This is a genomic window from Collinsella sp. wc0583, assembly GCF_046116915.1.
In the GTDB taxonomy this organism is placed as follows: Bacteria; Actinomycetota; Coriobacteriia; order Coriobacteriales; family Coriobacteriaceae; genus Collinsella.
The window spans coordinates 227,893-253,150 of the sequence record NZ_JBJXBN010000001.1 but is presented as its reverse complement, the minus strand read 5'-3'; the positions used below and the strand labels follow the sequence as shown (position 1 = coordinate 253,150).

Genomic DNA, 25,258 nt, shown 5'->3' with positions numbered 1-25,258 from the left:
TCTTACCGCAGGCTTACCGAGTTCAAGAAACCACCTAATACTGGCTAGGCTTCGAGCAGACCGAGCTGCGGGACGATTTCGTCGCCAGCGACAGTGCGGCCGAGCGAACGAGGGGCCAGATCATCCAGAACCGCCGCAAGGTCCCACGGCAGCTCGTCACGGCACTCAATGCGCTCCCCCGTCACGGGGTGGTCAAACGCCACGCGCCAAGAATGGAGGAACTGCCTGGTCAGGCCCTGATCGGCGCGTGCATCGCACTTACCGTAGAGCGGATCGCCCACGCAGGCGTGGTTGATATGGCGCATGTGCACGCGAATCTGATGCGTGCGGCCCGTAAACAGGTGGCACTCGACGAGCGTATAGCCGTCGTCAAATCGCGTGGAATCGAAGCGCTCGAGGACCTTAAAGGTCGTAATGGCCTGGCGCGCGAAAGGATCGTCCGAAACCGCCATCTTGACACGGTCGCGCGTCGATCGGGCAATGCCGGTGTTGATGGTGCCCTCGTCCATGGCGATGTGCCCGTGAACAAGTGTGATATAGCGACGGTCGAGCGTACGCGTGCGGATGAGATTTTGGAGCGCGCGCTGGGTGTCGTCGTCCTTTGCCGCAAGCATGAGACCCGAGGTATCGCGATCCAGGCGATGCACAATACCGGGGCGGTCCTCGCCCTGCACGGTGCCCAGATGGTCGATACCGCAGTGATAGACCAGGGCATTCGCGAGCGTACCGCTCTCATGACCATGCGCAGGATGGCACACCAGGCCGCGCTGCTTGGAGAGCACAATGAGATAAGCGTCCTCATAGCGAATGTCGAGCGGGATGGCCTCGGGAATCACATCGGCGGGATCGTGCGGCTCGGGCAAATCGACCGAAATACGATCGCCGGCTCGCACGGCGTACTTTTTGGACAGGCAGGTCTCGCCATTGACTACTACGGCACCGCCCTCAATCAGATGCGCGCAGGCAGAGCGCGTAGGGCAGCCGTCATTGGCGCCCAGATAAGCGTCAAGACGCTGACCAGCGGCATCGTCGGCAACAAGAATATGGATGTCGGCCATTAGCGCTCGTTCCTTTCGCGCATCTTGCGGGCACGCTCCCCGCGTTGCTGGGCCTTGCGCTTAGCGCGGGCCTCGTCACGGGCGTTAAGCTCGGCGGTCGCATCGACCTCACGGGCAGCGGGGCTCAAGAACATGTAGCCGAAGAGGGCGAGCACGACGCCCAAGGTAATGCCGATATCGGCCACATTGAAGACGGGAAAGTCGATGAAGGTGGTGGCAATAAAATCGGTCACGAAGCCAAAGGCCAAACGATCGATAGCGTTGCCGATAGCACCGCCCGCAACCATCGCCATGCCCACAACCTCAAGATGGGCGAGCTGGGGTGCACGAACGAGGTACACGGCAATAGCGATAATGACCGCCAACGCCAGCACGGCAAACGCGATGCCATGCCCCTCGCCCATGCTAAAGGCAGCACCGATATTGCGGACAAACATAAAGTCGATGACACCGGGGATAACAGTCACATGCAGAGCATCGCCCACGGCACGAACCGCAAGCTTGGTCAGCTGGTCGACAAGCAGCACAACGAGCGCTACCCCACCAGCAACACCCAACCGCCAACGCAAAGGCGGCGTCATATCCCCGGCACGACCCAAATCAATCCCCTACCCTCAAGAACATCGAATTACGTTTAACGCAAGTAATCATCTTATATTGCCACACGCGGAGCGCACGACATATCCACCAACGCAAGCGAAATATTCAGCTAAAAACGAAAGCGGCATTCCGAAAAACAGAATGCCGCTTGAATGTGACACAGGTAGTCAATGGGAACGTTCTTGTTTGACTAGTCGTTTAAGAACGTCCCCAACAACTAAACAATAGAAACGCCGCATTACCGTCGCCAACAGCGAAAACGTCCCTAAGCGAGCAAGGTGACGTGAAAGAGGAGGGAAGCGTACTTTGGTACGCGACCGACGATTGAACGTCAGGTTGCCGCTTAGGGGCGTTTACAGCGTCGGTAGGTTACGGCGTTCTACGAACGCCGTAACCTACAGCGCATCAGCGCAGCGCTTGCAAATATGCGCGTGGCCGTTGTACTCGCCGACGGTGGTGCGATAGTTCCAGCAACGGTCGCAGCACTCGCCCTCGGCAGCCTCAATAGCAACGGAAAGCTCCTCGCCCTGGGCCAGCTCAACATCGGAGACGATGTAGAACTCGGCCAGGTCGACGGCTTTGTCGCCGGTCAACAGCGCATACATCTCGGCGGGAACGACCGCCTTGACGCGAACCTGCTGGCTCTTGGTGAAGGTGCCGGCAGAACGGGCATCCTCGAGGGCCTTGGTCACGGCGCTACGGAGCTCGAGCGAAGCCTCGAGCACGCCCTCAAACTCATTGGCCTCGTCGACCGTGATAGGCGACTTGTACCAATCGAGCAGCGCGGCGTACTTCTGGTGATCGACGCAGCCGGCGGGCGCATAGGCCATGGCCTCGTCGACGGTGTAGGACAAGATCGGCTGCAGATCGCGCATGAGCATCGAGAAGAGCTCGGCGAGCACGGTCTGAGCGCTGCGGCGCTCGAGAGAGCCGGGCTTCTCGCAGTACAGACGGTCCTTCAGGGCGTCGAGGTACACGTTGGAGAGCTCGGTAACCACAAAGTCGTAAAGCGCACGGTAGGCGCGCGGGAACTCGTAGCTGGCGTAGGCATCGTCGACCTCGGCCTGGACCTGGGTCAGGCGGGCAACCATGAGCTTGTCGAGCGGCAGCAGATCGGCAAAGGCGACGCCGTCGGTCTCGGGCTCAAACTGGCCCTCGAGCTCGGAAAGCAGGAAGCGCAGCGTGTTGCGGAAACGGCGGTAGGCATCGGACGTACGAGCGAGAATCTCGTGGTCGATGGAAACGTCAGAGCTGGTGTCGACCGAGGCAACCCACAGGCGGATGATGTCGGCGCCCATCTCGTCGCAGACCTTGTTGGGGTCGATGACGTTGCCGAGCGACTTGGACATCTTGCGGCCCTGACCGTCGAGCGTGAAGCCCTGCGAGACGACCGCCTTGTACGGAGCATGGCCGTTGGCGCCCACAGAGGTGAGCAGCGAGCTCTGGAACCAACCACGGTGCTGGTCGGAGCCTTCGAGATACACGTCAGCCGGGTACTCAAGCTCGGGGCGATACTCGCAGACGGCCTTCCAGGAGACGCCGGAATCCCACCACACGTCGAGGATGTCCTTATCGGCCTTGAGGTGATGGCCGCCGCACTTGGGGCAGACACAGGCCTCGCCCAGGTAGCTCTCGGGAGCGTCGGTGAACCAGGCGTCGGAGCCCTTCTCATGGAAGAGCTTGATGACGGCATCGAGTGTGGCGTCGTTCATGACCTTCTCGCCGCAGTCGGCGCAGGTGTAGCTCGGGATGGGCACGCCCCAGTTGCGCTGACGGCTGATGCACCAGTCGGGACGCTGCTCGACCATGGCGCCAATGCGATTGGCCGCGTGGGCCGGATACCACTTGACGTTCTCGCGGACCTCTTTGCCAGCCTGCTCGCGCAAACCGGTCTTGTCCATCGAGACAAACCACTGGTCAGTAGCACGGAAGAGCACCGGGTGCTTGCAGCGCCAGCAGTGCGGATAGCTGTGCGTGATCTTCTTCTCGAGAACCAGGGTGCCGCGCTCGCGCAGGAACTCGATGATATGCGGGTTGGCCTCATCGGTATCCATACCGCTGAAGGGACCACCGGTGCCAAACTCCTCGCCGGTGTAGAACTTGCCGTCGTCATCGACCGGCATGCAGATGTCGGTGATGCCCTCCTTGAGGCAGGCAAAGTAGTCGTCGACGCCGTGGCCGGGCGAGTTGTGGACGATACCGGTACCGTCGTCGACACCGACGTAATCAGCCAGCAGCGCCACGCCCTCAACACCGTCAAAGATCGGCTGCTTGTAGTGGATGTGGTGGAAGGTCTCGGCGGGAACCACATAGGGCTTGCCGTCGACCATAACCGGGGTGTACTCCCAGCCAAACTCCTCGCAGCACTTGGGAGCCAGGTCCTCGAGCATGACCTCGGCACGGCCATCGTGCTCAACGGCGACATAGGCGGCGCCGGGCTTGAGGGAAACTGCCTGGTCGGAGGGGATGGTCCACGGCGTGGTCGTCCAGATGATGAAGTCAACCGGGCCGTCGAAGTTCTCGAGGCCGGCGGGCTTGGAGGTCATCTCGAAGCGCACGAAGATGGACGGGCTCGTCTCGTCGGAGTACTCAATCTCGGCCTCGGCGAGTGCGGTGTGGCAGTGCTTGCACCAGTGGACGGGCTTATGGCCGCGATAGATCATGCCCTTATCGAACATGGCCTTGAAGACCTCGATGTCGGCGGCATCATGCTGGTGATAGAGCGTCAGATAGGGGTTGTCCCAGTCGCCGAGCACGCCCAGACGACGGAAACCGGCCTTCTGAAGCTCGATGTTCTCGACAGCGAACTCGTTGCAGAGCTCACGGATCTTGGCCGTGGGGGTCTGGTTGAACTTCTCGGTGCCGAGCTTCTCCTCGACCTTATGCTCGATCGGCTGGCCGTGGCAGTCCCAACCGGGGACATAGGGAACCTCATAGCCCTGCATCATCCAGTAACGGTTGATCATGTCCTTGGAGATCTTGTTCATGGCGTGGCCGATGTGGATCGGACCGTTGGCGTACGGAGGGCCGTCGTGCAGCACGAACTTCTTGTGACCCTCGTTCTTCTTCAGAACCTGCTCGTAGACCTTGTTGTCCTGCCAGTCCTTGAGTCGCTTGGGCTCGGACTTGGAAAGACCGGCACGCATGGGAAAACCGGTCTTGGGCAGATTCATCGTCTGCTTGTACTCGTTTGCCACGGTACCCCTTTCATGTCGTGGGCGCGCACGCCCTCTGGGCACCAAAAAAGCGCCCGTCCCTGCAAGCTGGGACGAAGCGCCACAAAACGGGCTGTGCGCCCGCAAAAGCTCTTCGCTTAACCACCCAGCTTAGATGCCCTCGCCCGCGTATTCGCGCGCTCGCATCCGTTACTCGGCTGGCCTGTATCGACGACCATCTCGGCGATGTCTACTAAGACGTGCCTATGCGGCTCGTCCGTTAGGACCGCAGCTCCGGGGTGATTTTCATCGGTCGCATGCACGGGCTCTCAGCGCTCCCCGCTCTCTGTAGCATGCGGACGGCCGACTACTCGTCCCCATCAACGCTTATGCGGTGTATGCTAGCACGTTCCGCGCCGGCGAAAAACCCTCAACACTGGTTTTATACGTTCGAAATTTCTCGCTATTACAGCCCTGCTCTAGGAGCAAAATACCTGAAAGCACTCTATCGAACGAAAGAAGGTTGCTATGCGCACGATTGGAATGAGCGACTACACCGTTGGCGAGGATTGCTTTGACGAGCTGCCCGCCGCACTGGCGGAGTACGGCGCGACAAAGGTCGCGATCATCGGTGGCAAGCGGGCACTGGCCGCAGCACTTCCCGGTATCGAAGCTGCGCTGGCAGGTACCGACGTCGAGATTCTGGAGACGCGCGTCTACGGTACCAACAGTACGCGTGCCAATATCGCCAAGGTCGTGAACTCCCCTGCCTGCCAGGAAGCCGACGTGCTCATTGCCTGTGGCGGCGGCAAGGCGCTTGATACCGTGAAGACGGCGGCCATCGAGCTCAAGAAGATCGTCTTCACGGTCCCGACGATCTGTTCCAACTGCTCCGCCGCGACCGCCATTGCCGTTGTCTACAATGACGACGGCTCGCTCGAGGGCTATTCGTACCCCAACCGCCCCGCGCACATCTTCATCAACCCCAAGATCATCGCCGAGGCTCCGGCGGAGTACTTCTGGGCCGGCGTGGGCGATGCCCTGTCCAAGCAGCCCGAGGTCGAGTACGCCACGAGCGCCGGCAACCTGGAGCACACCGCCGGGCTTGGCCTGGCACTCGCCCACACCTGCTCCGAGCCGCTGTTTACCTATGGTGTCCAGGGTCTTGAGGACGTGCGGCAGAACCTGTCGAGCGAGGCCGTCAAGCAGATCGCGCTCGATATCGTGGTCAACACGGGCTATGTCTCCAACCTGACCAACCAAAACGATTACTACTACAACTCGAGCGTGGCGCATGCGTTCTACAACGCCACGTGCAGCATTCCGCGCGAGGGCTCCTACCTGCATGGCGAGGTCGTGAGCCTGGGCGTGCTGGTGCTGTTTGCCTATACGGGAGACACCGAGAACCTTGAGCGCTACGCTGCCTTTAACAAGCAGATGGGGCTGCCCGTGACGCTTGAGCAGGTCGGGCTTTCCGAGTCCGATATCCCAGCCCTGTGCGAGTACGCGCATGCCACCAACGAGTGGAAGCAGGGCAACCCTGAGCCCTTCACCGACGAGAAGTTCGCCGCCGCCATCAAGGCCGCCGACGCTTACGGCCACACCCTCTAGCTCTAACCCAAAACCACCACAAAGGGGACAGGCACCTTTGTGGTGGTTTTTTATTGCTCCAACATTCAGTTCGCACTCGAACCCGATTCTATACGAGAAAGGGTCCGGGTACGTTTTTTGTTTATCGGTAATTCTGCGGAAGGACCACTCGGAACGGTAAACAGAAACGAACAGAGGCAGAGTACCATCGTGGTGATGGTATCCTGCCTTTTGTTTTGCGGAACCAAGGTCGCTTTATGCGAACTTGATCGCCACTTATATGGCGCATTGATGGCAATTGCTGCGTACGTGCGTACCGGGAGCCTGTACGCCTCTGGCAAGGCGTAACACACTAGACTTTGTTCCAAAGTCCGTGTGCTAAGGGGGCAGGGCCCTTAGAATTCCTGTGGAGTGTGTACGCACGTACGCAGGAAAACAGCAAATTACGCTATATCAGGGCGTTCTTTCATTGGTGAGTATGGTATACACGGCTTAGTTCAACAAATAAGAATTTAATTTATATATAAAGGAGAATATTGATGAAAATGTTTTTATGTTCGCACTTTTCAAGTGTAGGAAGTCTGATAAAGGAAGAAATTGAAAATAAAAAAGTCGCATTTATTCCAACAGCTTCGCTGCGTGAAGGCTACACCGGTTATGTCGGCTCGGCTCGAAAATTATTCAAAAAGTTGGGAGCAATCGTAACTGAAATTGATATTTCAACGGAGGCTTATTCAACGATACAGTCTCTTTTTGAGGATGCGGATGTGATCTATTTTACCGGCGGAAATTCTTTTTTCCTTATAGACCAGCTCCGTAAAACGGGAACGGATGAGCTGCTGAAGAAAGAATTGGCAAAGGGAAAACTGATGATTGGTGAATCAGCAGGTGCGATTGTATGCGCTCCAAGCATCCAATATATCGAGCAAATGGATGAAAAGCCGGAGGACTACTCACAAGAAGATGATGCAGGGCTTAATTTGATTGATTTCTATGTTCTTCCGCATTTTCTTACAGCACCATTTAAGAAAGTTACCGAGAAAATAATAACTGAGTTTTCGGATTTGAATCTATGCCCAATTAACAATCGTCAGGGAATTGTAATTGATGGTGAAGGTTCAAAGGTTATTTGCAAAGACTAATTTAAACTTCCAGTTTGCTGCACTCGCTCCTAGCAGGGTTTGGGGCAGGAGGGGCGCAAGAGACGGGAGGGCCTTGTACGCGTTCCTGCGCGAGGGCCGCGGGGAGGGGCTGCCTGGGTACGGCGCCTGTCAACTCGGTCTACGTCTTTGATGACCGGGTCGTACTCAATATCAACTTCATGGATGATGCCAAAACGGTCACCCGTGAGGAAGTGTTGGGTTCGAGTGTTGTGGACAATGTTCCAGCATGCTGGGATCGAACTCGCTAGCCGGAATCACACGGTACCCGTGGCGCAGGAGCAGGTCGACGAAAATACCGTTGCCCGCGGTGAGCGTACCGCTAAAGGATCCGTCGTAGATGCGACCCGCGCCGCACGAGGGACTACGGTCCTGCAGGATGCACGCGGCGATCTCTTCCGGTCCGCCCGCCTGCTCGCACATATCGAGCGCTCGTTGGGCACCCAGGCGAAATTCGCGATCGACCGATATGCCCTCGCAGGTACGAACCTCTCCGTTCACAATCTCGGACGGCTTGCGCGGCGTGGGCAGGCCCCCAAAGACCTCAGGGCACACCAAGAGGACCTCGGTCCCTGTACGCTCGCAGGCCTCGACCAACTCGCGATGGTAGTTGTCGAGCCCGTTATACTTGCAGCTCTCGCCCATCAAGCAGGCGCTCACCACGATCTTCATTTCCATCCCTCTCAAGCAAAACGCCCCATTTGAGAAAGCTGCTCAAATGGGGCGTCGGCGTTTACCGGCTCGGCCGCGGCTTTACCGCTGCTTGGGCATCAGCGGATTCTCGCGCGTGAGGAGGTTCATGAACTCCTCGCCCGTGATGGTCTCCTTCTTATACAGATAACGAGCCAGCTCATGGAGCTTAAACTTGTTCTCCTTCAGAATCTGCAAAGCGCGGTCGTGCGCATCCTCGATCAGCTTGGCGACAATCGCGTCCACGCGCTCGGCCGTACCGGGGGCGCAGGTGAGCGACGTGTCCTGGTTGAGGTACGCATTCTGAACGGTACCGAGCGCCATCATGCCAAACTCATCGGACATACCAAAGCGCGTCACCATGTTACGGGCGAGCTTGGTGGCCTGCTCGATATCGTTGGCTGCGCCGGTCGTCATCTCACCAAAGATGAGCTCCTCGGCTGCACGGCCACCGCAATAGACGGCGAGCTTGTCCAGGACCTCCTGACGTGTGGTCAGGAAGCGCTCATCCTCCTCGACCTGCATGGTGTAGCCCAGAGCACCGCTCGTGCGCGGCACGATGGTGATCTTGGTGACCGGCGCAGAGCCCTTCTGGCGAGCGGCAACGATGGCATGGCCGATCTCGTGATAAGAAACGACCTGCTTCTCATGGTCGGACAGCACCGTGGACTTGCGCTGCTGACCGGCGATGACGACCTCCACCGACTCCTCAAAATCATCCTGGGTGGCACGCTTGCGACCCTCGCGGACGGCACGCAGGGCGCCCTCGTTGATGATGTTGGCCAGGTCCGCACCCGAGGCACCGGGCGTGGCGCGGGCAATCGCGGTCAGGTCAATCGGCGGCTGCGTCTTCACGCTCTTGGCATGCAACTCAAGAATGTTCTTACGGCCGGTCAGGTCGGGCAGCTCAACGGGGATACGGCGGTCAAAACGACCGGGGCGCAGTAGAGCGGGATCAAGGCTGTCGGGACGGTTGGTAGCAGCGAGAACGACAATACCCTTGTGGTTATCGAAGCCGTCCATCTCGGTCAGCAGCTGGTTGAGCGTCTGCTCGCGCTCGTCGTTGCCACTAAAGCCGCCGCCATCGCGCTTCTTGCCGATGGTATCAATCTCATCGATAAAGACGATGCACGGGGCCTTTTCCTTGGCCTGCTTAAACAGATCGCGCACCTTAGCGGCACCGCGGCCGACGAACATCTCGACGAACTCAGAACCAGAAATACTAAAGAACGGCACGCCCGCCTCGCCGGCCACAGCCTTGGCAAGCAGGGTTTTACCAGTACCCGGAGGGCCGACAAGGAGAGCACCGCGCGGCAGCTTGGCGCCAATCTCCTCGTAGCGCTGCGGCTTCTCCAGAAAGTCGACGACCTCCTTGAGGGACTCCTTGGCCTCTTCCTGGCCGGCAACGTCCTTAAAGGTCACGCCCACGTCCTTGGAGGCGATCACGCGCGCGCCGGACTTACCCAGTCCGCCGCCGCCAAAACCGCCGCCGCCAAAGTTCATCGACGGACCGTCATCGCCCATGGCCTTCTTCATGCGGCGGTTGAGCCACCAGCCGATCAGGAAGAAAATCGCCATGGGAAGGATAAGGGTGAGCAGGTAGTAGGTCATCAGACCCGAGTTCTTATCGGGAACGACCGACTCCAGTGAAGCACCGGACTCAAGCACGCGATCGGTAAAGCCCGCGTCATTCGGAACACCGGTCGTCTTGTAGGCGATGTTCTCGTCCTCGCCCTTCTTGGTGTAATAAATCGTGTAATCGTCCGTGTTGTACTCGACCTTGTCGACACTCTTCTTATCGAGCGCTTTGACAAACGTCGAATAATCGGTCTTCGTAATCTGCTGCGTGTGACCGATGTTGGGGAACAGAACGGTCGAGAGCACGAGGTAGACGACGAAGGCGATGAGCACGTAGAGGATCATATTCCGTCTACGTTTGTTGTCATCCATCTCCATCTGCTTGAACTCCATCTACTGGGGTTGATAATGCTAACTAGAATACCCAACCCGGACGGCGATAAACCGACGCCGGGCACGAAAGGACAGAGATGGCATCACTTGAAGTCGGCAAGGTTCAGATCTATACGGGCGACGGCAAGGGCAAAACCACGGCTGCGCTGGGATTGGCGATGCGCGCCAAAGGTTATGGGCTCGACGTACTCATGCTGCAGTTTGCCAAGAAGCTGCACTGCGCCGAGCACGACGCCGCGCCGCGCCTGGGACTGCGCATTGTACAGGCCGATCGCGACACACCCGAGGCCTGCGCCGAGCAGATCATGGAGCTCGCACGCGAGCAGATATCACAGGTCGACGTTCTGATTTTGGACGAACTCGGCGAAGCGATGCGCCGCGGATTCGTGACGCGCGAGGATGTGGAGGGACTGATCGCGCTGAAGCCTGCCACCACGGAGCTCGTGCTCACCGGCCGCGGGCTGCTGCCTCTCGCGGACCTCGCCGACCTAGTCACCGAAATGCGCCCCGTCAAACACTACTTCGACGAAGGCCTCCTAGCCCGTCAAGGCATCGAATACTAATTGATCCAAAGGGGACGGAGGAAAACGGACCATCGACATCAAGACGGAGAGAAATGATCCGTTTTCCTCCGTCTCATACGGATCATTAGGCGGTGGCGCGGCCGAGCCAGTTGCCGCTATGGTGGTAGATGGTGAACATCGTGGCGGTGATGAGCCAGGTTACAGGGTAGACCAGCAGCAGGTGCTCAAGCGACGGATCGAACGGCATAATCGCAAACACCCAGATCACCCTGAGCACGACGGTGCCAAAAATCGTGAGCAGCATGGGCTGCAAGCTCACGCCGGCACCACGAATGGAGCCCGACGCGTTCTCGATAATCGAGAAAATCGCGTAGAACGGCGCAATGAAATGAAGAATCGTCGTGGTATACGCCGAAATCGAAGCATCGTCGACAAACAGACGCGACAACGGACCCGAGAATACCAGCAGCACGGCAGACAGGCCGCCAATGAGCATAAACGACAGCACGAGCGACGTATGGTAGCCCTTGCGCATGCGCTCGTAGTTGCGCGCGCCAAAGTTCTGTGCCGAGAACGTGGTGATCGACACGCCAAGCGCCTCGGTAACCATCCAGACGATGCCATCCAAGCGGCCCGAAAGACCCCACGCCGTGGTGACATCGGCACCAAACGAATTGACCGACACCTGAATCAAAACGTTGGAAATCGAATACGCAGCAGACTGAAAGCCAAGCGGCAGACCACACGAGATCATGCTCTTGCAAATGCCAGGATCAATGCCGAGTTTGGACAGTGAAAGCCGCCACGCACCCGGTGCGTGCATCATACGAATCACGATCATCGTGGCGTTAGAGCAAATGGTCAGTGCCACCGCGATACCGCAGCCCAGAGCCTCCATATGAAGCACGGCAACGAAGATGACATCCAGCACCGCATTAACAAGGCAGCCGGAAGCGATAATCACAGCAGGCCCGCGCGTGTCGCCCACGGCGCGCAGCAGTGCCGTTCCCATATTGAGCAGCAGCGCCGCAACCATGGCGGCAAAATAGCAACGAGCATATGCCACGCCCTCGGCCAATAGTTCATGCGGCGTGTTCATAAGCACCAGCATGGGCTCAACGAACACTATGCCAAGAATCGAGAAAACGATACCGCCCACCAACGCGAGCGTCATGGCCGTATGGACCGAACGACTCAGCCGCTCATCATCGTGCTGGCCAAAATACTGACCGGTAATGACCGCGCAGCCGGCGCCAACACCAACGCAAAAGCCAATGCAGAGCTCGGTAAGCACCATCGTGGCTTGAATGCCACCCAGTGCGAGTTTGCCGCCAAACTGGCCGACGATATACGTACCGATGAGCGTGTAGGCCTGCTGAAAAAACGAACTAAAAAAGATGGGAACGCACAGCGAAAGCAGCTGCTGCCAAATAACACCCTGCGTTACATCGATAGCCGTAGATTTCTTAGCCACACGCCCTCCCCAAAAGCGCACGTCAACCGACAAAACAGCAAATTAAGGCCAACGCCAATACCAGCTTAGCACCGACCGGCGTCGACCGAAACACCCCGAATAAGAGCCCGGTGCGAACTATCTGCCTAGTGATACAGCCCCGGCTGGTAGTGGTACTCATTACTCACGTGCGGGCACAGCTGCCAAAAGGCGACGGCACTCGCCGCTGCCACGTTAAGCGAATCGACCCCGTGCGCCATCGGAATGCGCACGGCCCGGTCGCAGCCCGCGATAGTCTTGGCACCCAGGCCGGCACCCTCGGTACCCATAAAGATTGCCAGGCGGTCAATCTCCTGCAGCACGGGATCGTCCAGCGATACGGAATCGTCCGTCAATGCCATGGCAGCACAGGAAAAACCGGCTTCGTGCAGTGCCGCCAGGCCATCGTGCGGCCACACACGAGCCTCGCTGCCAATGCGCGTCCAAGGCACCTGGAAAACCGTGCCCATGCTCACGCGGGCCGAGCGACGGTACAGCGGGTCGCAGCACGTAGGGCTGACCAAAATACCGTCAACGTTCAATGCGGCCGCCGAACGGAAAATCGCGCCCACATTGGTATGGTCGACAATGCCCTCGAGCACGCACACGCGCACCGGACGCTCCCCCGCCGCCTCGACGACGCCGTCGAGAAACTCATCAACCGGAATCTGCCGCGGGCGACGAAACGCCGCGAGCGCGCCGCGCGTCACGTTAAAGCCCGTCAATTGCTCCATGAGCTCCATGGAGGCAACGAACACAGGAACCGGACCTGCGCCCTCGCGCACAACCAGGCGCTCAAACAGCGGCATCATCTGATCAAGCCAGCGTTCGCTCAAAAGAAAGCTCACCGGCTGGTATCCGGCGCGCACCGCGCGCTCGATAACCTTGGCACTCTCAGCGATAAAGATACCCTTTTGGGGCTCCAGCACGCAGCGAAGCTCGCGCTCGGTCAGTCGCACGTAGGCGTCGAGCCGCTCATCCGTAAGCGAATCGATTCGCAGAACCTCAACGGCATCAGTCATAGCAGCCAGCCCGCACCCTTCTTAACAGCACATCTATACCAAACGAGGCGACGCGAAGCGCCGCCCCATGCATTCAATCAACCCGATAATACCGTTCACGCTAGGCGATTCACGCCTCAACGCGACGATATGTCACGAACTCATAATCGAGACCCTCGTCACCCTCGCCCGCGGCAATCGTGGCAACCCCGCCAGCCTGCGAAACTTCCCATGCAGGATCGGCGTCCAAATTGGGAAAATACGTGTCCACGGGATGAACGCAGTGGTTATGCGTGACCTCGGCCTCCACGCAGTACGGCAAAAACTGCCGATAGACATCGCCACCACCGATCACCCAGGCAACGGGCTCATCGGCAACCGCGGCGAGCGCCTCGTCGATACTATGCACCACGTCGACGCCCTCGGGAGCAAAGCTCTCGTCGCGGGTAAGCACAATATTGCGGCGGTTCTTGAGCGGACGCCCGCCGGGAAAACTCAGCAGCGTCTTGCGTCCCATAATGACCGGGCAACCTTTGGTGCACGCCACAAAATGGCGCATGTCGGCGCGATTGGACACCACCATGTCGCCCTCGCAACCAATGCCCCAATCATCACACACGGCGACGATGGCAGAAAGCTTACACGTCATAAGCGCCACCTACACCGCAATGGGAATGTTCTTGACCTGCGGGCCGTGCTCGTAGCCCTCCACGATAAGGTCATCGGTCGTAAACGCGTAGAAATCATGCACGTCGGGGTTAAGCGTTACCTTAGGCGCCGCAAACTGCGGACGCTCGATAAGCTCACGGACGATATCGACATGACGGTCATAAATATGGGCATCGGCGATCACGTGCAGCAGCTCGCCAGCAATCATGTCGACCGACTGCGCGACCATCATCAGCAAAATGGCGTACTGGCACACATTCCAGTTGTTCGCGGCCAAAATGTCCTGGCTGCGCTGGTTGAGAATCATGTTGAGCGTGGGCTTATCGTCATGCGGGCGCTGCGTAACGTTATAGGTCACGCTGTACGCGCACGGATACAGGTGCATTTCGGACAGGTCGCTAAACACGTACGTGTTGGTCATGATGCGGCGGCTGTACGGCGTATGCTTAAGGTCGTACAGCACGCGGTCCATCTGGTCGAAATCGCCCTCGGCATAATGGCTCTTCTGGCCAATCTGATACCCATAGGCCTTGCCGATGGAGCCGGTCTCGTCGGCCCACTCGTCCCAAATATGGCTGTTGAGGTCATGAACGTTATTGGACTTCTTTTGATAGATCCACAGGATCTCGTCCATCGCAGACTTAAGCGCCGTGCGGCGCAAGGTAAGCGCGGGGAACTCCTCGCGCAGGTCGTAGCGTGCCGTAACGCCAAAGTTTTTAATGGTATAGGCAGGGGTGCCATCCTCCCACACCGGACGGACCTTTTGCCCCTCGGTGGTGGTGCCATGGTCCAGAATATCGCGGCACATGGATACAAACTGTTGATCAGCCTTGCTCATTGACCCTCCTGTCAGTCGCCTATAAGCGAGATTCATTGTAGCTCAGGCGCACGCAGCCCCACAGCCCAAACATAAGCCCTCATTTTCTGACATATGCCAGAAATTCCTTGCTCAAATCCGCATATTCGCTATTCTATTATTGACATATGTCAGATAAGGAGCATGTATGGCAGGAAGACGCGAAAAATTGCGCCGCGTTGGGATCATCCCCGAATATCGCGGCTTTACCCCTGACGGCCTTGCCAGCGGAGACGCCATCGAGATGACGGTCGACGAGCTCGAAGTCCTGCGGCTGTGCGACCTGGAAGGCCTCAATCAGCAGACCGTCGCCCAGCACATGGGCATCGCTCGCGCCACCGTGGCGGCCATCTGCAGCCGCGCGCATCGCAAGGTGGCAAACGCGCTGGTCAACGGGCGCGCGCTGAGTATCGAGGGCGGCAATATCGCATACTCCCCCATCACCACGACGACGGCCGCATGGCCAGCAAAGGAGGTCGGCACCATGAGGGTGGCAACGACGTACGACAACGGCAACATCTTTATGCACTTTGGCCGCAGCGAACAGTTCAAGATCTACGACATCCAGGATGGCAAGGTGCTCAACGAGCAGGTCGTAGGCACCGGCGGCACCGGTCACGGCGCCCTGGCGGGCCTGCTTGCCAACGGTGGCATCGACGCGCTCATCTGCGGCGGTATCGGCGGCGGCGCCATCAACGCGCTCACCCAGGCCGGCATCACCGTCTATGCGGGCGCCCAGGGCAGCTGCGATGCCTGCGTCGAGGCCCTCATTGCCGGAACGCTCGCTCAGACCGGCGAGGCCACCTGCGACTGCCATGGTCATGACCACGAGCACACCCATGAGCATGGCGAGTCCTGCGGCTGCCACGGTCATCACGACCACGACGGACATGAGGGCTGCAGCTGCCACTAGCGGCAAACCCGCGCGTCAGAACGCTTCCGCACATGCAACAACCTGCAAACAAACGGCGAAGGCCGCCTGGAGTACCATCCAGGCGGCCTTAGCAACACACGACTCAATCAGTCGTTATTTTTTATTGCGCATCTGCGCTTCCATCTGACGCAGCAGGTCCATATCGGACTTAGGACCACCCGCTCCCAGTCCGCCCATGCCGCCCAGACCCATGGCATCCAGACCGGGAATATTGGGCATGCGCATCTTTTTGCCCTTCTTACCCTTCTTGCCCTTCTTGCCGCCGGCCTGCGCCTGATTGGCCATCGTGCGCATGCGGCCCATCATCTTATTCATCTCGCCCCACTGCTTCATAAGGCTATTGACCTCGGTGGGGGTCACGCCGGCGCCCTTGGCAATGCGGGCACGGCGCTGGCCGTTGATGATGGAGGGGCGAAGGCGCTCCTCCTTGGTCATCGACATGATGATGGCCTCGTTCTTGTCGAAGATGCCCTCGTCCAGGTTGCCGCCCATCTGGTTGAGCGCGCGCTGGCCACCGGGAAGCATACCCAGAATGCCCTTCATGCCGCCCATCTTCTTGACGGCCTTCATCTGGTCGAGCATATCGTTCATGGTAAAGCCCTCGCGCAGCATGCGCTCGGCGGCCTCGAGCTGCTCGGCATCGGCGGCCTCCTGGGCCTTCTCGATGATGCCGACGACATCGCCCATGCCCAAGATGCGCTTGGCCATGCGGTCCGGGTAAAACGGCTCCAGCGAATCGGGCTTCTCGCCCATGCTCACGAACTTGATGGGCTTGCCGGTCACCTGGCGCACAGAAAGCGCGCCGCCGCCACGGGCGTCGCCATCGAGCTTGGAGATGATCACGCCGTCAAAGTCGGTGCGCTCGGCGAAGGTCGAGACAACGTTGACGATATCCTGGCCGGTCATGGCATCGACGACCATCAGCACCTGATCGGGCTTGACGGCTTTCTTGATGTCCACGGCCTCCTGCATCATTTGCTCGTCGATCTGCAGGCGGCCGGCGGTATCGACGATGACCACATCGCGCAGGTGGTCGACAGCCTCCTGGATGGCGCCCTTGGCGATATCGACCGGGTGCTCGCCGTCACCGCGGAAGACCGGAACGCCGATCTCTCCACCGAGCGTGGCCAGCTGGTCGGCAGCGGCAGGGCGGTAGACATCGCACGCGGCGAGCAGGGGCGAGCGGCCCTGCTTCTTGAGCAGGTAGGCCAGCTTTACGGCCGCCGTGGTCTTACCGGAACCCTGCAGACCCACGAGCATGATGACATTGGGGATGCGGTTGCTAAAGACGAGCTTGCTCTCGGTGGAGCCGAGCATCTCGGTGAGCTCGTCGAGCACGATCTTGACGACGTTTTGCGCCGGCGACAGCGACTCCATGACCTCGGCGGTCATGCAGCGCTCCTTGGTCTTGGCGACAAACTCCTTGACGACCTTGAAGTTGACGTCGGCCTCAAGCAGCGCCATGCGAATGTCGCGCATGGCCGAGGTGATATCGGCCTCGGTCAGCTTACCCTTGCCGCGCAAGCGGTCAAATGTGTCGTTGAGGCGATCGCTCAGGGAATCAAACACTGGTTACTCCTTAGTTGGACTCGCCCACCAGGGCGCGGCAGAAATCTTTGGCATTGAACTCCTGCAGGTCATCGACCTGCTCGCCCACGCCCACGCGCAGGATCGGGAGCTTGAGCTTCTCGGCAACGGCCATGGCGATACCACCCTTAGCCGTTCCGTCGAGCTTTGTCATGATAATACCGTCCAGACCCAACGCCTCGTTAAACTCAAGCGCCTGGTTCAGACCGTTTTGGCCTGTCGCGGCATCGATTACGAGTACAACCGAGACGGGCATGGGGCCGGCGGCCATATTGGCGGCGCGCTTACGCGTCACGTTGACCACCTTGGCAAGCTCGCGCATGAGCTCGGGGCTCGTGTGCAGACGGCCGGCGGTATCGATAAGCACCAGGTCGCTGTCGCGCTTGTCGGCCTCGTCGAGCACGTCGTAGCAAACACTTGCCGGGTCGGAGCCGCGGTCGCGCTTGATGACGGGGACGCCAGCGCGCTGGCCCCACACATCGAGCTGCTCGATAGCGGCAGCACGGAAGGTATCGGCCGAACCGATCACGACGTTCTTGCCGCGGGCGGCCATGGCGCTCGCGATCTTACCGACCGTCGTGGTCTTGCCGGCACCGTTAATGCCCACAAACAGCACGCAGCTCGGCGTATCGGAGAACGGATCGCGCTCGATGGGCACAAAGTGCTGCTCAAGCTGCTCGGCCAGGGCACGGCGAAGCTGTGGAGCGGTCTTGAGGTTCTTCTTGGCCGCAGCATCGCGCAGGTCATCGGAGACCTGAATGGCGATCTCGGCGCCCATGTCACCCATGACGAGGGTGTCCTCCAGGTCCTCCCAAAAATCCTCGTCGACCTCACCGCCAAAGTAGAAGACCTCGTTGAGGGCCTCGCGGCTTCGCTCAAGTCCGCGCGAGAGAGCATCGAAGAATCCCATTATGCATTCACGACCTTTCCGGTTTCGCGATCGAGTTTTTGCGAGACGACGCGACTGACGCCGTCGGCTTGCATCGAGACGCCATAGAGGACGTCAGCGTCCTCCATAGTACGGCGCTGATGCGAGATAACCAAGAGCTGCGTATCGGAACGCAACACATCGAGCGCGCCGATGAGCTTGGACAGGTTGGCGTCATCGAGCGCCGCCTCGACCTCGTCCAGCACATAGAACGGCACCGTGCGCGTGCGATACACGGCAAAGAGCAAGGCGAGCGCCGTCAGACTCTTCTCGCCGCCCGACATGAGCATCATCTTGGTGATGCGCTTGCCGCGCGGCTGCGCCACGACCTCGATACCCGTCTCGGCAGGATGCTCGGGGTCGGTCATCTCCAGATGCGCCTGTCCACCCGGGAACAGCATGGCGAAGATCTCGCGGAAGTTCGCGTCGACCTTCTCAAGCGTCACCAGGAAGGCCTTCCGCATCTTGCGATCAATGGCCACCGTGATCTTGGTGAGCGCCTTGCGCGCGCTCTCCAGATCGGCCAGCTGCTCCTCGATGTAGTCGGCGCGGCGCTTGAGCTGCTCGTACTCCTCCATGGCAACTTGGTTAACGGGACCAAGGTTGTTGATCTGGCGCACAAGCTGGTTGAGCTCGCGCTCGGCGGCGTCGCGGTCGGTGGGCGCGGGAAGCATGAGCGCTTCCTCGAGTACCGTGGTGCCATCGGCGGTGATGGCCTTGATGGCCGCCTCCACCTGCACCTCGAGCTTGCCGCGTGCGACCTTGAACTCGTTTTGCGTGGCAGAGGCGGTATCGACTCGTTCCTTAGCGCGGGCAACCTCTGCCTTGGCATCCTCGATGGTCTTCTTGAGCGAAGCGGAGTCCGCCTCCTCCAGAGAGGCCTGGTCACGCAGGCGCGCTGCCCAATCCGACGCGCGTTCCAACAGGGCAGAATAGCGTTCGTGCATGGGATCGACGCGCAGGCGCAGCAGCTCGAGCGAGCGCGAGGCCTGGCGTGTTCCGCGGATACGACGGTCGATGCCCTCAAGACGATGCTCCAGGTCGGGCACGCGGCCCTTCAGCGAACGCAGGCGTTCACTCGTCTGGGCTAGGCGAACCTTGGCGTCGGCGAGCTTGCCGGCAGCCTCGGAATCGTCACGGCGAACGCGGTCGAGTTCGTCGTTGGCCTCGGCAATCTGCAAGCCCAGATCGCTTGCCTGCGCACGGGCCTCGTCACGCGAACGGGTGAGCTCGTCCACGCGCGGGCGCGCGGCGCGAACGGCCTCGGCAGCCTGCTCACGGCGCTTGGAGATACGCACGCGCTCGACCTCGGCATTGTTGGCGCTTTGCTCCAGACGGCCGATCTCGGACAACAGGGAGCGGCGCTCGCCCTCAAGGCGGGCAATCTCACCGGCGGCATCGCCCTCAGCGGCACGCGCTTCCTCAACGGCCGCATTGGCCTCGACGACCTGATCCGACACATGCTCAAACACAGCGGCCAAATCGGGCTCAAGCCCCTCCAGCTCGCGAATGCGACGCTTACGCTCCAGAGCACCCGACGCCTCGCCGGCATCGAGGCCCACACGCACCAGGCCGCCGCAGGCGACGCGGGCGCCATCGGGGGTCACGTAAGTCACGCCGTCAACGACCGGCGCCGAAAGCGCGGCAGAAAGATCGTCCACTACGTAATAGCCGCCGAGCAGCGCCTCGACGACGGGTCCGTAGCCTGCGCGCACGGACAGACGATCAACCAGGCGGGTACCGGCAGCGCCCTCAGCGGCGGTAGAGCCGCTCACGCCGCGCGCCACCAGCAGTGCCTCGCCCGAGGCCTTCTTTTGGTCCAGAGCCGCACGACCGGCACGCTCAAGCGTGGCGGCGTCATCAAACAGCAAGGCATCGATATCGCCGGCGAGCAATTGCTCCACCAGGCCCTCAAGCTCGCGCGGGGCCTCGAGCACGTCACCCAGGCGGCCCGAGACATCGTCGCCCAGCGCACCCACCAGTCGGCTCACGAGCGGCGAGCTGTCGGCCATGCGGGCATCGAGTTTCTTTTGGCTGGAAAGCTCCGAGCGCACCTCGGACAACTTGTTGCGCGCCTCGCTCTCGCGGGCACGCAGGTCCTTCAGGGCTGCACGGGCGACCTCGGTGGCCTCACGCGCATCGGCCTGGGCCTGGCGCGCTTCCTCAAGAGCGTCCTCAAGCTCCTCGGCGCGGTCGCGACGGCTCTCGAGCGAGGCCGTGACCTCCTCGAGCTGCTCGTCAATCTGCTCCAGGCGCGAGGCATACATGTTGTCCTCGACCTCGGCATTGCTCAAGGAATCCTTAACCTTGGTGAGCTCGAGCGCGGCGTTATCGGCCACGCGCTGCACATCGCGTTGCTCTCGCGTAAGCTGCGAAATCTGATTGTCGAGCGCCACGCGCCGCTCGTGGAGCTCAGCGGCGGCAGGACCAGCGGCGTCAACGTCCTCCTGGGCTTGCATATGCGCACCGGTCACTTCCTCAAGCTGCGCACGCGCGTCCTCGAGCTCCTCGACCACGCGACGACGCTGATGCTCGGAGCTCGAAATCTGACCGCGTATGTCAGACAGGCGCGACACCATGTTGTGGCCCTTTTCCTCGAGCAGGCGCATGTCGGAGTTAATGCGGCCGACCACATCTTGCATATGACGGCGTTGCTCGCCCAGGTCGCCCACAAACAGGCCCTTTTCCTCAAGCATAACCTGGAGCTTCTCGAGCTCGCGCTCCTTTTCGCTCATGCGGTACTGCGCAAGCTCCAGCTCGGCAGCACCTTCCTTGGAGCGGCTCTCCAGGTCGTTCCACTGCGACTGCAGCGAACGAAGCTCATCGACAGCCAGCATCTGCGTAAGCTCGTTCGCGCGCGAGGACAGCTCTTTGTACTTGCGCGCGCGATCGACCTGACGCTCCAGCGGTCGCAGCTGACGGGCGATTTCCTTATTGATGTCGCGGGCACGCGTCAGGTGCTCGTCCATCGACTTAATCTTTTTGAGCGCACGCTCCTTGCGGCGCTTGTGCTTGGAAATGCCGGCGGCCTCCTCGATGAGGGCGCGACGCTCCTCGGGGCGGCTCTGCAAAATGGCGTCGAGCTTGCCCTGGCTGATGATGGAATGCGTATCCTTGCCTAGGCCCGAATCGTGCAGGATGTCCTGAATGTCCATCAGGCGGCACGGACTCGAGTTGATGAGGTACTCGCTTTCGCCCGAGCGATACATACGACGGGTGATGGCGACCTCGTCAAAGTCAACGGGCAACATATGGTCCGAGTTATCGAGCACCAACGTGACCTCGGCGACACCCACCGGCTTGCGCGCCGACGAGCCCGAGAAGATGACATCCTCCATGGCCTGGCCGCGCAGCTGCTTGGCGCTCTGCTCGCCCAGGACCCACAGAATCGAGTCAGAGATGTTCGATTTTCCCGAGCCGTTTGGACCGACGATGACGGTCAGGCCCGGCTCAAACGTCATATGGGCGCGGTCGGCAAACGACTTGAACCCTTTGAGCGTGAGAGACTTGAGATACACGGTTCCTCGCTTACACGTGCTTCTTGTTCAGAATCACGCCGTTGGTGGTGTAACCCATGCGGTCGAGCGCTTCGAGCGCGGCAGCTCCCTCGGCTTCCTTCTTTGAGGAGCCGGAGCCGCGACCCTGACGAATACCATCGATCAACACCACAGCGGTAAAGGTGGGCGCATGCGCCGGGCCCTCGGAGCCAACGAGCTTGTACGCCGGAGGTTCGTGACCGTCGGCTTGCACGCACTCCTGCAAAAACGACTTGGGGTTCGCAGGATGCTCGGCACGCTCGGAAGCCAAATGCGGCTTAAGCGTACGGTGAATGAACTCCGCCGCAACGTCCCAGCCGGCATCCAGGTACAGCGCGCCCACGAGCGACTCATAGACGTTCTCGAGGGCCGAATGCAGGCCGCGCGCACCGGTACCGGTCTCGGAGGCACCAAAGATGATGATGTCGTCGATGCCCAGCTCGTGAGAAACCTCGGACAGCGTAGCGCCCGAGACAAGCGACACCTTCAAGCGCGTGAGCTTGCCCTCGTCAAACTCCGGATAGGACTCAAACAGGGAGCGTGCGACCACAGCGCCCAAAATGGAATCGCCCAAGAACTCAAGGCGCTCATAGCTGGCAGAAACCGGCTGGCCCTCGACTGCCGAGGGATGCGTAAGCGCCGCGCGCAGCAGCACCTTATTGTTGAACTCGTGGCCCAGGATTTCCTGGGCGCGCGTAAGTCGGTCGGATAAAGCCAAGACTTAGGCCTCCTTGGCAGCTTCGATAGCGTCGACGGCGTCGGCGACAGAGTTGAGCGAGAGCAGGGTCTCGTCATCGATCTCGAGGTTGAACTCGTCCTCGATAGCCGTAACCAGCTGCAGGCGCTCGAGCGAGTTGGCATCGAGGTCGTCAAAGGTGGTCTCCTCGCTAATTTCGGCAACATCGACGCCTAGAACGTCAGCAGCGACCTCGGCGATCTTGTCGAAGATTTCGGAGCGGTCCATAGCGCTTCCTCTCATAGTGCATGAATACCAAAAGAATGGTACCGCCCGGGCGGTACCAAGACACGGTTCTGATTCTACCCCACGGCGTGCACCGCGAAGCACATAACAGCGCTCTAACTCGCTCTTATAAAACGATACCATCCATAGAGTTGGCGACATTCTCGACCAGCCCGGCGCGCACGGCTTCGGCCGCCGCGAGCGTACCGTTTTTGACAGCCTCGACTGAGGTGGCACCATGGCCGATCAGGACCACGCCGCGCAGGCCCAGAAGAATCGCGCCGCCCTTGGCGTCGCCAGAGAGCTTGGCCTTAATCTCGCGCATCTGCTTTTTAATGAGCAGCGCGGCGATCTTGGTGCCGAGCGAGGCCATAAAGGCGCCCTTGAGCTCCTGCAGCAAAAACTTGGCAGCGCCCTCGGTGGCCTTGAGCGCAATATTGCCCGACATGCCATCGGCAACGATGACATCGAAGTTACCTGAGGTGAGGTCGGTGCCCTCGCAGTTACCAACAAAGCCGGGAACGGCGGCCTTCATAGCAGGGAAACAGGCCTTGGTAAAGTTGGAGCCCTTCTCGTCCTCGGTGCCGTTGGCGAGCATGCCCACGCGAGGATGCTCGATGCCCAGGACGACGCGGGCATAGGCGCTGCCCATCTGGGCAAAACGCACCATATCGTCAACCTCGACATCGGGGTTGGCACCCATGTCGCACAGCACCGTCAGACCGCCGGCGCGATTGGGCAGTGCATTGGTCAGACAGGGGCGCACCGGCTGCTTCTTGCCTTCGGCCTGATACCTAAACGGCGTCACGTAGGCGGTGGCAGCGGCGGTCATGGCACCGGTCGAGCCGGCGGAGAAGAACGCATCCGCGTTGCCCTTCTTAATGGCGCGGCAAGAAAGCACGATCGACGACTTACGCTTGGTCATCACGGCGCGAATGGGATCGTCATCCATGGCGATAACGTCAGGTGCCTCAAGGGCCTCAACACGTGCATGGGAAGCTGCAAAGGGATTGACGATTTCGGCGGGGCCAGCTGCCAAGACCTCGATATCGGGATCGGCGGCAAGCGCAGCCTCGATACCATCGAGAACAACCTGAGGTTTCTCGTCTCCGCCCACAACGTCTACACAAACGCGAACGTTACTCATATACATGCTCCTTATACAAAAATGGCCGACTCACTGAGCCGGCCATTGTGGTTCCATTTGGAACGGCATCGCATCCAGAGTATACCGTTACTCGGTAACGATAACCTCGCGGTCCTTGTAGAAACCGCAGCTGGGGCACACGTGGTGCGGAAGCTTGACAGCGCCGCAACGGGGGCACGTGGACTGAGCCGCAGCCGAGATCTTCATGTTGGCGGAACGACGGGTGTGAGTGCGGATACGACCCTGCTTTTGTTTAGGTACGGGCATAGTGACCTTCCTTATGAACTATCCAGTGTGGCGATTACGCGCAAGTAGCGATACTACCACAGTTTTACTCATCGAGCTTGAGATTCTTCAATGCTGCAAATGGATTTTCCGTGGCAGCGGCCCATTCTGCCTCTGCCTGGGCGGCGCAATCGCATTGCTCGACGTTGAGATTGCAACCGCAGGTGGGGCACAGACCACGGCAATCGGGCTTGCAGAGCACCACAAACGGCGTGTCCATAACGACCGCGTCATTGATGGGCTCACCCAGATCGACGATGCGGTCCTCACCCAGGAGCTCGTAGCCGTCCTCGTAGGCCTCGGGATCCTCGGGCTCCTCAAAGAGGTAGAACTCCTCGATCTCTCCGGCGATATCAAACGAGGCGGGCTCCAGGCAACGGTCGCACTCACCGGTGGCGTGCGAGCGGACCATGCCCGTGAGCAAGACACCGGTACCGGCATTGGTAAAGACAACGTCGTAGTCGATGCCGTCCTGTAGCTGGTACTCCTTCTCGCCCACCGTGTAGGTGGCGACATCGACCTTACCGGTCAGCGGAAACGAATCTCCAGGAAACTCGAGCTGCTCGGAAAGATCGACGGTAACGCTCGGGAACTCAGCCATTACCACTGACCATTCTGCTGGGCGGCACCCTCGTTGAGCTGCTGACGGCAACGGGTAACGGTGCCGGTCAGGCTCTTGAGGTTCTCCTCCAGGTGCGTAAAGACCTGCTCTGCGTAGTCCTCGGCAGCATAACGCGTCTCGCGCTCGTACTGCTGGGCACGATCGCGGATGTCGTCGGCCTGCTGCTGCGCAAGGCGGACAATCTCCTGCTCACCGGCAATGGTGAGGGCCTGCTGCTGAGCATCGGCGATGATGGAATCGGCCTGAGCAGCGGCGGAAGCCATAAGCTCCTCGCGCTCTTTGAGGATACGGCGGGACTTCTGCCATTCCTCGGGATAGCTCATGCGGATCTCATCGAGGATGTTAAAGAAGACGTCGGCGTCGATAACCTTCATCTGGGCGTTCTTGCCGAACGGCGTCTTAGCCTCTTCGATGAGCCCCTCGAGCTCGTCGACAAGACTCACGATCCTATCGCCAGGAAAATTCTCGCCCGGCATCCGGTCTCCTTTCATA

22 protein-coding genes are annotated in these 25,258 nt (G+C 59.9%); 4 read left to right on the top strand and 18 right to left on the bottom strand.

All coding sequences use genetic code 11. The features are described 5' to 3' along the window. Positions 1-44 precede the first annotated feature (44 nt). The 3 genes from ACKUUJ_RS01095 to ileS form a co-directional block, all read right to left on the bottom strand. Positions 45-1,058 (bottom strand): RluA family pseudouridine synthase, encoded by a 1,014-nt coding sequence (locus tag ACKUUJ_RS01095; RefSeq protein WP_409064368.1) that lies wholly within the window; start codon positions 1,056-1,058, stop codon positions 45-47. After that, on the bottom strand, positions 1,058-1,657 hold the full coding sequence (lspA, locus tag ACKUUJ_RS01090; RefSeq protein WP_409064367.1) for a signal peptidase II: 600 nt from the start codon (positions 1,655-1,657) through the stop codon (positions 1,058-1,060). Before lspA ends, ACKUUJ_RS01095 begins: the two co-directional genes overlap by 1 nt. Before the next feature lie 396 nt (positions 1,658-2,053). Beyond that, entirely contained in the window at positions 2,054-4,831 is a 2,778-nt protein-coding gene (gene ileS / locus ACKUUJ_RS01085) for an isoleucine--tRNA ligase (RefSeq protein ID WP_409064458.1), read from the bottom strand. 510 nt (positions 4,832-5,341) lie between these two features. Here ileS and ACKUUJ_RS01080 point away from each other — a divergent pair. Both ACKUUJ_RS01080 and ACKUUJ_RS01075 read left to right on the top strand, forming a co-directional pair. After that, positions 5,342-6,424 (top strand): iron-containing alcohol dehydrogenase family protein, encoded by a 1,083-nt coding sequence (locus ACKUUJ_RS01080; RefSeq protein WP_409064366.1) that lies wholly within the window; start codon positions 5,342-5,344, stop codon positions 6,422-6,424. A 518-nt stretch (positions 6,425-6,942) separates the two neighbouring features. Then, positions 6,943-7,545 carry a Type 1 glutamine amidotransferase-like domain-containing protein gene (locus tag ACKUUJ_RS01075; protein ID WP_368138541.1) on the top strand — a complete coding sequence of 201 codons (603 nt, stop codon included), beginning with the start codon at positions 6,943-6,945 and terminating at the stop codon, positions 7,543-7,545. Positions 7,546-7,743: 198 nt separating this feature from the next. On the opposite strand, the gene ACKUUJ_RS01070 is transcribed toward ACKUUJ_RS01075, so the two are convergent. Next, a complete protein-coding gene (locus ACKUUJ_RS01070) occupies positions 7,744-8,235 on the bottom strand; it encodes a DUF523 domain-containing protein (protein ID WP_409064365.1) in 492 nt (163 codons plus the stop codon). 81 nt (positions 8,236-8,316) lie between these two features. Continuing rightward, on the bottom strand, positions 8,317-10,209 hold the full coding sequence (gene ftsH, locus ACKUUJ_RS01065; RefSeq protein WP_409064364.1) for an ATP-dependent zinc metalloprotease FtsH: 1,893 nt from the start codon (positions 10,207-10,209) through the stop codon (positions 8,317-8,319). Between the two features lie 92 nt (positions 10,210-10,301). Between ftsH and ACKUUJ_RS01060 the strand changes: the two genes are divergently transcribed. Next, positions 10,302-10,787: a cob(I)yrinic acid a,c-diamide adenosyltransferase gene (locus ACKUUJ_RS01060; protein WP_161115831.1), complete on the top strand. Its 486-nt coding sequence runs from the start codon at positions 10,302-10,304 to the stop codon at positions 10,785-10,787. Positions 10,788-10,872: 85 nt separating this feature from the next. On the opposite strand, the gene ACKUUJ_RS01055 is transcribed toward ACKUUJ_RS01060, so the two are convergent. The 4 genes from ACKUUJ_RS01055 to thyA all read right to left on the bottom strand — a co-directional run bounded on the left by ACKUUJ_RS01055 (position 10,873) and on the right by thyA (position 14,748). After that, positions 10,873-12,222, bottom strand: coding sequence for an MATE family efflux transporter (locus ACKUUJ_RS01055; RefSeq protein WP_161115832.1), 1,350 nt, complete (start codon positions 12,220-12,222; stop codon positions 10,873-10,875). A gap of 125 nt (positions 12,223-12,347) precedes the next feature. After that, a complete protein-coding gene (locus tag ACKUUJ_RS01050) occupies positions 12,348-13,262 on the bottom strand; it encodes a TrmH family RNA methyltransferase (RefSeq protein WP_409064363.1) in 915 nt (304 codons plus the stop codon). Between the two features lie 109 nt (positions 13,263-13,371). Further along, on the bottom strand, positions 13,372-13,890 hold the full coding sequence (locus tag ACKUUJ_RS01045) for a dihydrofolate reductase (protein ID WP_409064362.1): 519 nt from the start codon (positions 13,888-13,890) through the stop codon (positions 13,372-13,374). Positions 13,891-13,899: 9 nt separating this feature from the next. Further along, the gene (gene thyA, locus ACKUUJ_RS01040; protein WP_409064361.1) at positions 13,900-14,748 is read right to left on the bottom strand and encodes a thymidylate synthase; all 849 of its coding nucleotides are present in this window, start codon (positions 14,746-14,748) and stop codon (positions 13,900-13,902) included. Between the two features lie 166 nt (positions 14,749-14,914). Between thyA and ACKUUJ_RS01035 the strand changes: the two genes are divergently transcribed. Beyond that, positions 14,915-15,679: a NifB/NifX family molybdenum-iron cluster-binding protein gene (locus ACKUUJ_RS01035; RefSeq protein WP_409064360.1), complete on the top strand. Its 765-nt coding sequence runs from the start codon at positions 14,915-14,917 to the stop codon at positions 15,677-15,679. Positions 15,680-15,793: 114 nt separating this feature from the next. Here ACKUUJ_RS01035 and ffh read toward each other — a convergent pair whose 3' ends face one another. From ffh to ACKUUJ_RS00990, 9 genes are all read right to left on the bottom strand, one after another. Further along, positions 15,794-17,269 carry a signal recognition particle protein gene (gene ffh, locus ACKUUJ_RS01030; RefSeq protein ID WP_409064359.1) on the bottom strand — a complete coding sequence of 492 codons (1,476 nt, stop codon included), beginning with the start codon at positions 17,267-17,269 and terminating at the stop codon, positions 15,794-15,796. A 10-nt stretch (positions 17,270-17,279) separates the two neighbouring features. Further along, the gene (gene ftsY / locus ACKUUJ_RS01025; protein WP_409064358.1) at positions 17,280-18,197 is read right to left on the bottom strand and encodes a signal recognition particle-docking protein FtsY; all 918 of its coding nucleotides are present in this window, start codon (positions 18,195-18,197) and stop codon (positions 17,280-17,282) included. After that, the gene (gene smc, locus ACKUUJ_RS01020) at positions 18,197-21,733 is read right to left on the bottom strand and encodes a chromosome segregation protein SMC (protein ID WP_409064357.1); all 3,537 of its coding nucleotides are present in this window, start codon (positions 21,731-21,733) and stop codon (positions 18,197-18,199) included. The genes ftsY and smc overlap by 1 nt, the downstream gene beginning before the upstream one ends. A gap of 10 nt (positions 21,734-21,743) precedes the next feature. Then, positions 21,744-22,469: a ribonuclease III gene (gene rnc, locus ACKUUJ_RS01015; protein WP_138112385.1), complete on the bottom strand. Its 726-nt coding sequence runs from the start codon at positions 22,467-22,469 to the stop codon at positions 21,744-21,746. 3 nt (positions 22,470-22,472) lie between these two features. Next, complete coding sequence (locus ACKUUJ_RS01010; RefSeq protein WP_055286398.1) at positions 22,473-22,715, bottom strand: acyl carrier protein; 243 nt, start codon at positions 22,713-22,715, stop codon at positions 22,473-22,475. A gap of 124 nt (positions 22,716-22,839) precedes the next feature. Then, the gene (gene plsX, locus ACKUUJ_RS01005) at positions 22,840-23,859 is read right to left on the bottom strand and encodes a phosphate acyltransferase PlsX (RefSeq protein WP_349088091.1); all 1,020 of its coding nucleotides are present in this window, start codon (positions 23,857-23,859) and stop codon (positions 22,840-22,842) included. Between the two features lie 87 nt (positions 23,860-23,946). Further along, entirely contained in the window at positions 23,947-24,126 is a 180-nt protein-coding gene (gene rpmF / locus ACKUUJ_RS01000) for a 50S ribosomal protein L32 (RefSeq protein WP_022094017.1), read from the bottom strand. A 64-nt stretch (positions 24,127-24,190) separates the two neighbouring features. After that, positions 24,191-24,745: a YceD family protein gene (locus tag ACKUUJ_RS00995; RefSeq protein WP_409064356.1), complete on the bottom strand. Its 555-nt coding sequence runs from the start codon at positions 24,743-24,745 to the stop codon at positions 24,191-24,193. Continuing rightward, a complete protein-coding gene (locus ACKUUJ_RS00990) occupies positions 24,745-25,242 on the bottom strand; it encodes a hypothetical protein (RefSeq protein WP_022094019.1) in 498 nt (165 codons plus the stop codon). The genes ACKUUJ_RS00995 and ACKUUJ_RS00990 overlap by 1 nt, the downstream gene beginning before the upstream one ends. Positions 25,243-25,258 lie beyond the last annotated feature (16 nt).

Excerpts from the sequence above, each read along its gene's own strand:
- ACKUUJ_RS01010 (WP_055286398.1), bottom strand. The coding sequence starts at position 22,715 with ATGGACCGCTCCGAAATCTTCGACAAGATCGCCGAGGTCGCTGCTGAC.
- ACKUUJ_RS01035 (WP_409064360.1), top strand. The coding sequence starts at position 14,915 with ATGGCAGGAAGACGCGAAAAATTGCGCCGCGTTGGGATCATCCCCGAA.
- ACKUUJ_RS01070 (WP_409064365.1), bottom strand. The coding sequence starts at position 8,235 with ATGAAGATCGTGGTGAGCGCCTGCTTGATGGGCGAGAGCTGCAAGTAT.
- plsX (WP_349088091.1), bottom strand. The coding sequence starts at position 23,859 with ATGAGTAACGTTCGCGTTTGTGTAGACGTTGTGGGCGGAGACGAGAAA.
- ACKUUJ_RS00990 (WP_022094019.1), bottom strand. The coding sequence starts at position 25,242 with ATGCCGGGCGAGAATTTTCCTGGCGATAGGATCGTGAGTCTTGTCGAC.
- ACKUUJ_RS01050 (WP_409064363.1), bottom strand. The coding sequence starts at position 13,262 with ATGACTGATGCCGTTGAGGTTCTGCGAATCGATTCGCTTACGGATGAG.
- ACKUUJ_RS01075 (WP_368138541.1), top strand. The coding sequence starts at position 6,943 with ATGAAAATGTTTTTATGTTCGCACTTTTCAAGTGTAGGAAGTCTGATA.
- ACKUUJ_RS01095 (WP_409064368.1), bottom strand. The coding sequence starts at position 1,058 with ATGGCCGACATCCATATTCTTGTTGCCGACGATGCCGCTGGTCAGCGT.
- ACKUUJ_RS01060 (WP_161115831.1), top strand. The coding sequence starts at position 10,302 with ATGGCATCACTTGAAGTCGGCAAGGTTCAGATCTATACGGGCGACGGC.
- ftsH (WP_409064364.1), bottom strand. The coding sequence starts at position 10,209 with ATGGAGATGGATGACAACAAACGTAGACGGAATATGATCCTCTACGTG.
- thyA (WP_409064361.1), bottom strand. The coding sequence starts at position 14,748 with ATGAGCAAGGCTGATCAACAGTTTGTATCCATGTGCCGCGATATTCTG.
- ACKUUJ_RS01045 (WP_409064362.1), bottom strand. The coding sequence starts at position 13,890 with ATGACGTGTAAGCTTTCTGCCATCGTCGCCGTGTGTGATGATTGGGGC.
- ftsY (WP_409064358.1), bottom strand. The coding sequence starts at position 18,197 with ATGGGATTCTTCGATGCTCTCTCGCGCGGACTTGAGCGAAGCCGCGAG.
- ileS (WP_409064458.1), bottom strand. The coding sequence starts at position 4,831 with ATGAATCTGCCCAAGACCGGTTTTCCCATGCGTGCCGGTCTTTCCAAG.
- rpmF (WP_022094017.1), bottom strand. The coding sequence starts at position 24,126 with ATGCCCGTACCTAAACAAAAGCAGGGTCGTATCCGCACTCACACCCGT.
- ACKUUJ_RS00995 (WP_409064356.1), bottom strand. The coding sequence starts at position 24,745 with ATGGCTGAGTTCCCGAGCGTTACCGTCGATCTTTCCGAGCAGCTCGAG.
- ACKUUJ_RS01080 (WP_409064366.1), top strand. The coding sequence starts at position 5,342 with ATGCGCACGATTGGAATGAGCGACTACACCGTTGGCGAGGATTGCTTT.